At 68.0% G+C, this 9142-nt stretch carries 8 protein-coding genes; 6 read left to right on the top strand and 2 right to left on the bottom strand.

Features of this window, described 5'->3' with window-relative positions; translation table 11 throughout:
- Window positions 1-276: 276 nt before the first annotated feature.
- The 6 genes from D3273_RS26320 to D3273_RS26295 all read left to right on the top strand — a co-directional run bounded on the left by D3273_RS26320 (window position 277) and on the right by D3273_RS26295 (window position 7924).
- Window positions 277-1038, top strand: coding sequence for a DeoR/GlpR family DNA-binding transcription regulator (locus D3273_RS26320; RefSeq protein ID WP_165359720.1), 762 nt, complete (start codon window positions 277-279; stop codon window positions 1036-1038).
- 44 nt (window positions 1039-1082) lie between these two features.
- Entirely contained in the window at window positions 1083-2396 is a 1314-nt protein-coding gene (locus D3273_RS26315) for an MFS transporter (protein WP_129229926.1), read from the top strand.
- A gap of 16 nt (window positions 2397-2412) precedes the next feature.
- Window positions 2413-3843, top strand: coding sequence for a sulfatase family protein (locus tag D3273_RS26310; RefSeq protein WP_129229925.1), 1431 nt, complete (start codon window positions 2413-2415; stop codon window positions 3841-3843).
- Between the two features lie 20 nt (window positions 3844-3863).
- Entirely contained in the window at window positions 3864-4766 is a 903-nt protein-coding gene (locus D3273_RS26305; RefSeq protein WP_245501404.1) for a formylglycine-generating enzyme family protein, read from the top strand.
- Window positions 4767-4941: 175 nt separating this feature from the next.
- Complete coding sequence (locus tag D3273_RS26300) at window positions 4942-6420, top strand: sulfatase family protein (RefSeq protein ID WP_165359719.1); 1479 nt, start codon at window positions 4942-4944, stop codon at window positions 6418-6420.
- An 82-nt stretch (window positions 6421-6502) separates the two neighbouring features.
- The gene (locus D3273_RS26295; RefSeq protein ID WP_129229928.1) at window positions 6503-7924 is read left to right on the top strand and encodes an MFS transporter; all 1422 of its coding nucleotides are present in this window, start codon (window positions 6503-6505) and stop codon (window positions 7922-7924) included.
- 95 nt (window positions 7925-8019) lie between these two features.
- Here D3273_RS26295 and D3273_RS26290 read toward each other — a convergent pair whose 3' ends face one another.
- Together D3273_RS26290 and D3273_RS26285 are read right to left on the bottom strand one after the other, a co-directional pair.
- Entirely contained in the window at window positions 8020-8895 is an 876-nt protein-coding gene (locus D3273_RS26290) for an SMP-30/gluconolactonase/LRE family protein (protein WP_129229922.1), read from the bottom strand.
- A partial coding sequence (locus tag D3273_RS26285; protein WP_165359718.1) for a substrate-binding domain-containing protein occupies window positions 8892-9142 on the bottom strand: 251 nt, incomplete at its 5' end. The genes D3273_RS26290 and D3273_RS26285, both read right to left, overlap by 4 nt.

Below are 9142 nucleotides of genomic sequence, written 5' to 3'. Positions count from 1 at the left end.
CCCTCATGCTCGGAGGCTGGCGGAACCCGCTCAAGCGCTCGCGCTGATCTTCAGTTGTGCCCTACCTCTCCGGAAGCCCTCCCGCGAGAGCGGGTTCGTCCTTGGGTCGACTGCGGCCGTTACTGGCCGAACGGCGTGATAGGGTGGAGAGCGGAACAGCCGCTCTGGAGCGAGGCATGGCGTGAGCAGACGGTCATGGTTCCCATGCCCTACATTGACAGGGCGGGCTCAAGGTCACAAAATCTCACACACCACCACGGGACCGGGCAATTCCCGATGTTCGCCTTGCAGCGCCAACAGTTGATCACGGACCGGATCAAGGCTCATGGTCGGGTCGCGGTCGCCGACCTTGCGCGAGAATTGGACACGTCGCACGAGACGATACGGCGCGATCTCGCGGCGTTGGAAGAAGCGGGCGACCTCAGGCGCGTCCACGGCGGCGCCATCGACATGGCGAGAGTGGGCGGCCCGGAGCCGCCGATGGCAGTCCGTGCGTCCCTTTGCACGGACGAGAAGAAGCGTATCGCTCGGGCGGCACTGGCCCACGTCCCCGACACGGGGACCATACTCTTGGAGTCGGCCTCGACATCTCTATTCTTGGCCGAGATGCTACCCGATGGCGCTCGCACGACGATCGTCACTAATGGGCTCGACATCGCCCACGGTTTAGCCATCCGGGGCTTTGACGTCGTGATGCTCGGCGGGCGCGTGCGCAACCGCAGTCTCGCCACGCTTGACGACTGGGTCCATCCCGCCCTCGAAGGCCTGCACGCCGACGTCGCTTTCCTGGGCACGCTCGGCTTCACCACCCATGCTGGGCTGACCGCGCCGGACCTGCCGGATGCCGCCGTCAAGCGCCGTTGTCTCGGCATCGCGGATCGAAACCTGCTCCTGGCCGAATCGGCGAAGTTCGGCGTAGTCGCCTTGTGCCGCTACGCGGACCTGTCCGACTTCGATCTCCTGATCACCGACACGGACCTGAGCGAGGCCGCCGTCGAGGACATCCGGTCCATGGGCATCGAGATCATCATGGCCTGAGACGGCCGAAGAGCCGCCGCGCTTCATCGAAGGGGAAACGTCGGATGGCACAAGTACAGGCCTGCCCGGGCACCACGCCCGCGGCTCCCGGCAGAGACATGCAGCGGGCCGCGATGGCGGGCTTCGTCGGCTCGCTGATGGAATGGTACGACTTCTTCCTGTTCGGAACCGCTTCGGCGTTGGTCTTCGGCAAGCTGTTCTTCCCGGCTTCGTCGCCCGAAGCCGGCACGCTCGCCGCCTTCGCGACCTTCGCGGTGGGTTTCATCAGCCGGCCGATCGGTGCGGTGCTGTTCGGCCACGTCGGCGACCGAGTCGGTCGCAAGACGGCGCTGCTCGCCACCGCGCTCATCATGGGACTCGGCACGCTCGCCATCGGGCTGCTGCCGACCTACGACAGCATAGGGGTCTGGGCTCCGGTGCTGCTCGTCCTGCTGCGATTGCTGCAGGGGCTCGGCATCGGCGGCGAATGGGGCGGTGCGTCGCTCGTGGCGCTCGAACACGCGCCCACGGGCCGGCGCGGCTTCATCGGCAGCCTGCCGCAGATGGGCTCCCCCATGGGCCTGCTCCTGTCGACCCTGGTCTTCGCCGTCGTCAGCAGGATGGAGCCGGAAAACTTCCTCGCCTGGGGGTGGCGCGTGCCCTTCCTGCTCAGCGCGGTCTTCCTCGTGGCGGCGGTCTACATCCGCCTCGCCATCGCGGAGACGCCGGCCTTCCTCAAGGCCAAAGCGTCGGGCGAGCAGGCGGCGATCCCCATCGTGGCGCTCTTCCGTCGCCATCCGAAGAACATCGCCCTCGCTACGGGCGCGCGCTTGGCGGACGCCGTGGTTTTTAACGTCATCAACGTGTTCGGCATCGCCTACGCGGCCAACACGTTGCACGTCGAGCGCGGGACCATGCTGTCGGGGTTCGTCATCGCCTCCGCGGTCGAGGTCGGCATCCTGCCGCTCGTCGGGCTGCTGTCGGATCGGGTCGGGCGCCGCCCCGTCTATCTCGCGGGCGTGCTGCTGTCGGGCAGCTTCATCTTCGCTTACTTCCCGCTGCTGGCGAGCGGCTCGATGCGGCTCGCCTGGTTCGCCATCGTGATGGCGCTGGCGGTCGGCACCGGGCTGATGTTCGCCATCCAGAGCTCGTTCTTCTCCGAACTCTTCGGCACAGGCGTGCGCTACACCGGCATCTCGATCGGCTACCAGCTGTCGGCGCTGATCGGCGGCGCCCCGACCCCGCTCATCGCCAGCGCGCTGGTGCTCTGGGCCGGCGGGGCGTGGTGGCCTGTCGCGGTCTACGTCGCGGCCGTCTGCGCGCTCAGCGCCGTCTGCGTGTGGCTCGCCGCTGAGACGCACGGGTCCGATCTCGCGTGAACAGGAGGACGATCTCATGACGGTCCAGAAGGCTCGACCGAACATCGTGCTGGTGATCACCGACCAGCAGCGCTTCGACACGATCGCAGCACAGGGTCACCCCCACATGGTGACGCCCAACCTCGACCGCCTCGTGCGCGAGGGCGTCAGCCTCACCCGCATGTTCGTCACGGCGCCGTCCTGCGCGCCGTCGCGGGCGAGCCTGTTCACCGGTCTCTACCCGCACCAGACCGGGGTGCTGCGCAACGAGCAGCCATGGCGCTGGAGCTGGGTCGAGAGCCTGGCGCATGCCGGCTACCGCTGCATCAACATCGGAAAGATGCACACCTTCCCATGGGAGCACCCGTTCGGCTTTCACGAGCGGCACGTGGTCGAGAACAAGGACCGCGCCCACGTCAACGTGCCCTACTTCCTCGACAACTGGGACAAGGCGCTCCACGCGCGGGGCTTCGAAAAGCCGAGCCGCAAGACCTGGGCGCGCCGCGCCGACTACCGCGAGCGCCTCGGCGCCTTCGCCTGGGAACTGCCGGCCGACCTGCATCCCGACAATTTTGTCGGCGACCTCGCTTGCCACTGGCTCGACATCTATCCGGGCGGCGAGCCCTTTTTCCTCGAGATCGGGCTGCCGGGGCCGCACCCGCCCTACGACCCCACACCCGACGCCTTGGCGCTTTACGAGGGCCGCGACCTGCCGGCGCCGATCTTCGAGCGGGCCGACATCGACGGCCAGCCGAAGGTGCTGAAGGACCTCCGCCGCGAGCACACCGAGGACGACCATGATGCCGTGGTGCACCTCCTCGACCCGACGCCGGAGCAGATGCAGCTCCAGCGGCAGCACTACTTCGCTAACGTCTCCATGATCGACGCCCAGGTCGGCCACCTGCTGGCGGCGCTGGAACGGCGCGGGGTGCTCGACGAAACGGTGGTGATTTTCACCTCCGACCACGGCGACTGCCTGAACGACCACGGCCATAGCCAGAAATGGACCATGTACGAGCAAAGCGTGCGCGTGCCCGCCGTGGTTTGGGGCCGGGGCCTGTCGCACAGGACGATCGACGACCTGTGCTCCTGGATGGACTTCGGCCCGACGATCCTGGAACTGGCGGGCCTCGTGCCGCCGGACTGGATGCAGGCCCGCTCCCTCGTGCCGCTGCTCGGCGGCGCTGGTGAAGGTCGCCCACGCGTCTTCGCCGAACACGCCCGCGACATGATCCTCAAGGGCACCGCCTGCATGAGCATGGTGCGCGACCGCCGCTGGAAGCTCGTCCACTTCGTCGACAGCCCGGAAGGCCAGCTCTTCGACCTCGACGCCGATCCCCGCGAGGTGTCAAACCTGTGGGACGACCCCGCCCACGCCGAGCGGCGGCGCGAGATGGTCGAGGAGATCCTGCGCTGGCGCACCATGACGGCCATGACCCCGGCGCCGCTGCCGGCTCCGGTGCGCTGATGGAGGGTGGCAGGCCCGACATGGCTTGGATCCCCGGCGGCACGTTCAGCATGGGGTCGGACCGGCACTATCCCGAGGAGGGGCCGGTGCGACGTGTCACAGTCGGCGGCTTCTGGATGGACCACGCGCCCGTCACGGTGGCGGAATTCAACCGCTTCGTCGCCGCGACGGGCCACGTCACCGTGGCGGAGCGCGCGCCCGACCCGGCCCTCTATCCCGGCGCCGACCCGTCGTCGCTCGTCGCGGGCTCGATCGTGTTCCGCCCGGAGAACTTCGCAGCGTCGCGGGCGCCCGGCTCCTGGTGGGCCTACGTGCCGGAGGCCTGTTGGCGCCGGCCGGAAGGGCTCGGTGACGCGAGGGCCGAACTCGCCGACCATCCCGTGACCCAGGTGGCCTTCGCCGATGCCGAGGCCTATGCGGCCTGGGCCGGCAAGGCCCTGCCGACCGAGGCCGAGTGGGAGTTCGCGGCGCGCGGCGGACGCGACGGCGCCGACTACGCCTGGGGCGACGACTTCGCGCCGGAGGGGCGACGCTTGGCCAATACTTGGCCGGGGCCGTTCCCGCGCCGGGGCGAGCCGGGCCCGGACCGCTACGGCACGTCGCCTGTCGGGGCCTTCCCGGCCGATCTCTACGGGCTCTCCGACATGATCGGCAACGTGTGGGAATGGACGGCGGACTATTGGTCCCCCCGCCATCCCACCGGCCGGGGCTGTTGCGCGCCGCCCGATCCGCGCGCCGCGGATCCATCGCCGAGCTTCGACCCGGCCCAGCCCGGGGTGCGGATCCCCCGCCGGGTGCTGAAGGGCGGATCGCATCTCTGCGCACCGAACTACTGCCGCCGCTACCGTCCCGCGGCTCGCCACCCCGAGATGGAGGACAGCGCCACGACCAACATCGGATTCCGCTGCGTGGTGCGGCGGTGATACGGCGACCGGCCCCGGCAGGGCACCGCGCCATGGATCCGCACCACGTGAAACGGCGACGGCGTCTCGTTGGCGACCTGTATCGTCATCGTTCCGAGAAAGCTTCGGCTGCCCTTTCGGCGGCGATCAGAGAGTACGCACCCCTCATCCTCCACGCTGTCTCGGAACCGATCTGATGCGAAGCGCTAAGACTCCCAACATCGTCTTCGTCATCACGGATCAGCAGCGTCACGACACGGTCGGCGCTGCCGGCTTCGACTACATGAAGACCCCCAACCTCGACCGGATGGTTCGGGAGGGTGTGTGCTTCACGCATATGTACGTGACGTCACCCTCCTGCGCGCCCTCGCGCGCCAGCCTGTTCACCGGCCTCTACCCTCACACGAACGGCGTCTTCCGCAACGACGAACGCTGGACTCACAGCTGGGTGGAGCAGCTGTCACGCGCCGGCTATCGCTGCGTCAACATCGGCAAGATGCATACGTCTCCCTTCGAGGACTCCTTCGGCTTCCACGAACGGCACGTCGTCGAGAACAAGGATCGCGCGACGGAGCGGCTGCCCTTCTACCTGGACAATTGGGACAAGGCCTTCTGGACCCGGGGCTTCGAGAAGCCCAGCCGCGTCACCTATCGGCGACGCGAGGACTACCGGGAACGTCTGGGCGCCTTCGTCTGGGACCTGCCGGAAAACCTCCATTCGGACAATTTCGTGCCCGAGATGGCCGCCCTGTGGCTCGATCGCTACCAGGGCCGCGAGCCCTTCTTCCTGCAGATCGGCATCCCGGGCCCGCACCCGCCCTACGATCCGACCCAGGACTATCTCGACCTCTACGAGGGAACTCCGCTCCCCGAGCCGCTGCGGTCGCCCGAAGAGATCGCACGACAGCCCGCCGCGTTGAGGGCCCTGCGCGAGCAGCACATCGCCGTCGATCACGACGCCGTCGTGCACCTTCCCGATCCGACACCGGAGCAGTTGCGGCGCCAGCGCGCGCATTACTACGCCAACGTGTCGATGATCGACGCCCAGATGGGCAAGCTGATCGCGGCGCTCGACCGGCGCGGGGTGCTACAAGACACGATCGTGATCTTCACGTCGGATCACGGGGATTGCCTCAACGATCACGGTCACAGCCAGAAATGGACCATGTACGAGGGCAGTGTCCGCGTCCCCGCGATCGTCTGGGCGCCCGAGCAGATCGCAGGGGGACGCAAGATCGACGATCTGGTCGCGCTGTTCGACTTCGGCCCGACCATCCTGGAACTGGCCGGGCTAGAGAAACCCCGCTGGATGGAGGCGCAGTCCCTGCTGCCCTACCTGCTGGCCGACAACGTCCCACCCCGCGACTTCGTCTTCGCCGAACATGCCCGCGACCGCATCCTCAGCGGCACCGAGTTCATGACCATGATCCGCGATCGACGGTGGAAGCTCGTTCACTTCGTCGAGCACGGCGAAGGTCAGTTGTTCGATCTCGCGCTGGATCCGGGAGAGATGTCGGACCTGTGGCGCAGCCCCGATCACCAAGCCGTCAAGACGACCTTGATCGGCGAGATCCTGAAATGGCGGCTGCGCAGCGACGTCAAGACGCAAGGCTGGGTCGAAGCGGTCCGCCATGACAGGATTCGCGACCCGGAAACATCTCACCAAGCCGGTTGATACGCCTCCCGTCGTCTCCAGGCGAGAGGCGGAACGGGAGCCCGCACCGCTCCACCCCATCCTCGAACAGTGTCAGAAGACGATGTCCGTCACCATGAGACCGAGAGACGCCGCGGTCGGTCGCGTTCGCTTCACCATCCTGGCCATGTTGTGCATCATCACCGTGCTGAACTACGCGGACAGGGCGACGTTGGCCATCGCCGGCCCAGCCCTGTCGAAGAGCCTGGGGCTGAACGCGGTCGCCATGGGCTTCGCCTTTTCGGCCCTCGGCTGGTCCTACGTGGCCGCGCAGCTTCCGGCCGGCTGGCTGCTCGACCGTTTCGGTTCCAAGCTGGTCTTCTTCGCCAGCATCGTGGCATGGTCGCTGGCCACCGCTCTGCAGGGCATCGTCGGCATGGTCGGCGCCACGGCCGCGCTCGGCGTGCTGATCGCGCTGAGATTGCTCGTGGGCTTGGCCGAAGCCCCGTCGTTTCCCGCGAACGGACGCGTCGTGATGGCCTGGTTCCCGGCCAGCGAGCGCGGCACAGCCTCGGCGCTGTTCAACGCCGCCCAATATTTCGCGACCATCGTCTTCGCTCCGGTCATGGCCTGGATCGTGACGCGCTTCGGTTGGCCCTGGGTCTTCGTCTCTATGGGAGCCCTGGGCATGCTCGTGGCGCTCGTATGGCTCCTGGTGATGCATGTGCCCGCGCTGCATCCCCGCCTCGGGAAAGCCGAACTCGACTACATCGAGCGAGGAGGGGCGCTGGTCACCATGGACATGCCGAAAGCACGGTCGGCGGGACCTGGACCAGCCGGCTCTGCGGTCGTCCCGACGGTCGCGGACGAGATCGACATGGCGCAGTCCGTGCGGCGGCTCCTGGGGAGCCGCATGATGCTCGGCATCTACCTGGGCCAGTACTGCATCAACACAGTGACCTACTTCTTCGTGACCTGGTTTCCGGTCTACCTTGTCCAGGAGCGCCATCTGACCATCCTCAGCGCTGGTCTGGCGGCTTCTGTTCCGGCCATCTTCGGCTTCTGCGGCGGCGTCATCGGCGGCTTCTGGTCGGACTGGATGGTGCGGCGAGGCGTGTCTTTGACCCTGGCGCGCAAGATCCCGATCTGTCTCGGGCTCGGCCTGTCGATGTGCATGATCCTGTGCAACGTCGTCGAAACGCCGTGGCTCGTCATCGCTATCATGGCCGTCGCGTTCTTCGGCAAAGGCATCGGGGCCCTCGGTTGGGCGGTCAACTCCGACGCCGCTCCCAAGGAGATCGCGGGGCTCGGCGGCGGGTTATTCAACATGCTCGGCAACATGTCGCTTATCACAACGCCGATCGTCATCGGGTTCATCGTGCAGAACACGGGCTCGTTCGACGGCGCCCTGATTTTCGTCGGCGCGAATGCCTTGGTGACGGTCGTGAGTTACCTCTTTGTTGTTGGGGAGATCAAAAGGCTGGAGATCGACGATGGGCACACTTCAGTCTCGAGGCGGAATTCGGGAGCCCCGGTAAGGTCCTGACCAGTCGCGTTCGAGCACTCCGGCATCGCCGTCCCATGCGAGAGAACGCGACGATCCGGGACGCCGGCCCAACCTCGGGCGGACGCGAAGCGCGATCAGTCGTCCCCGAACAGCCCAACCGGCACGCCCCGCCCGGGCGCGGGCGCAGCGAAGATCCCGCCCAGCGCCGGCCACCGCCGCAGCGTGTCGGCGTCGCGTCCCTCCCGCAGCGACGTCACGAACAGCGTCCCGCCCGCGAAGCACGGCATCGTCGGCGCGGGGACCGGGAACGGGTGGCGCTCCAGCAGACCTCCTGCGAGCGAGAAGCGGTTGAGCACTCCGGCCGACACGCCGGCGCTCCAATAGGTCCCTTCGCGGTCGAAGGCCCCGCCGTCCGGTCGCCCGTCCGCATCGGTGAGAGTGGCGAGGCGACGACGGCTGCCGATACGCCCCGAGGCGGCGTCGAACTCGTAGGCGTCGATCGTCCGGGCGCGGCTATCGGAATGGACCATCGTGGCGCCGTCGGCCGTCCAGGCGAGGCCGTTCGACACCATGAGGCCCTCCGCCTTGCGCTCGACGCGGCCGTCCGGGGTCACGCGGTACAGGCTGGCGGTCGGCTGCTTCTCGGGCCTGTCGTCCATGCCGCCGACCCAGAAGCAACCGTCTGGCCCGACCTTGCCGTCGTTCAAGCGGTTGCCCTCGGGCTCCGGCACCTCGGCGAGCGGCACCACGCTTCCGTCGTGCCGCGACAGCAGCACCACGCTGCGCCGCAGCGCCACCACGAGCCGCCCGGAGCGGCAAAGGCCAAAACTGCCCACGCTTTCGCCGAAGGACCAACTCCGCCGCGCGCCGTCGCTCGGCCGCCACTCGCAGATCAGGCCGTTCGGGATGTCGCAGAACAACAGCGCCGCGATTTCCGCGTCCCACACCGGGCTCTCCCCCACGGTGCAGCGCGCGTCGAGGGCGAGGCGGAAACGGAGGGGGCCGCTCAAGACGCGACGCCGGTGCTGGCCCGCTCCACCAACGCCGGGCCGAACACGAGCCGCTGCGGTGCCCCGCCGGCGATCCTTGCGAGGAGAACCTCGGCCGCGGCGAGGCCGATCTCGCGGCGCGGCGGCCGAAGGCTCGTCAGCGCGGGCGCGACGCAGCCGGCGGCCTCGTCGTCGCCGAAGCCGATCACCCGGACCTCGTCCGGCACGCAGCGCCCGAGCGCCTTGAGTTCGCGCAGTGCACCGAACG

Source organism: Lichenibacterium minor (genome assembly GCF_004137685.1).
Taxonomy (GTDB): domain Bacteria; phylum Pseudomonadota; class Alphaproteobacteria; order Rhizobiales; family Beijerinckiaceae; genus Lichenihabitans; species Lichenihabitans minor.
The sequence above is the reverse complement of the archived record's forward strand: the minus strand, read 5'-3'. Positions and strand labels throughout refer to the sequence as shown.

Coding starts and splice junctions, on each gene's coding strand:
- D3273_RS26310 (WP_129229925.1), top strand. CDS start 2,413: ATGACGGTCCAGAAGGCTCGACCGAACATCGTGCTGGTGATCACCGAC.
- D3273_RS26295 (WP_129229928.1), top strand. CDS start 6,503: ATGTCCGTCACCATGAGACCGAGAGACGCCGCGGTCGGTCGCGTTCGC.
- D3273_RS26320 (WP_165359720.1), top strand. CDS start 277: ATGTTCGCCTTGCAGCGCCAACAGTTGATCACGGACCGGATCAAGGCT.
- D3273_RS26315 (WP_129229926.1), top strand. CDS start 1,083: ATGGCACAAGTACAGGCCTGCCCGGGCACCACGCCCGCGGCTCCCGGC.
- D3273_RS26300 (WP_165359719.1), top strand. CDS start 4,942: ATGCGAAGCGCTAAGACTCCCAACATCGTCTTCGTCATCACGGATCAG.
- D3273_RS26305 (WP_245501404.1), top strand. CDS start 3,864: ATGGCTTGGATCCCCGGCGGCACGTTCAGCATGGGGTCGGACCGGCAC.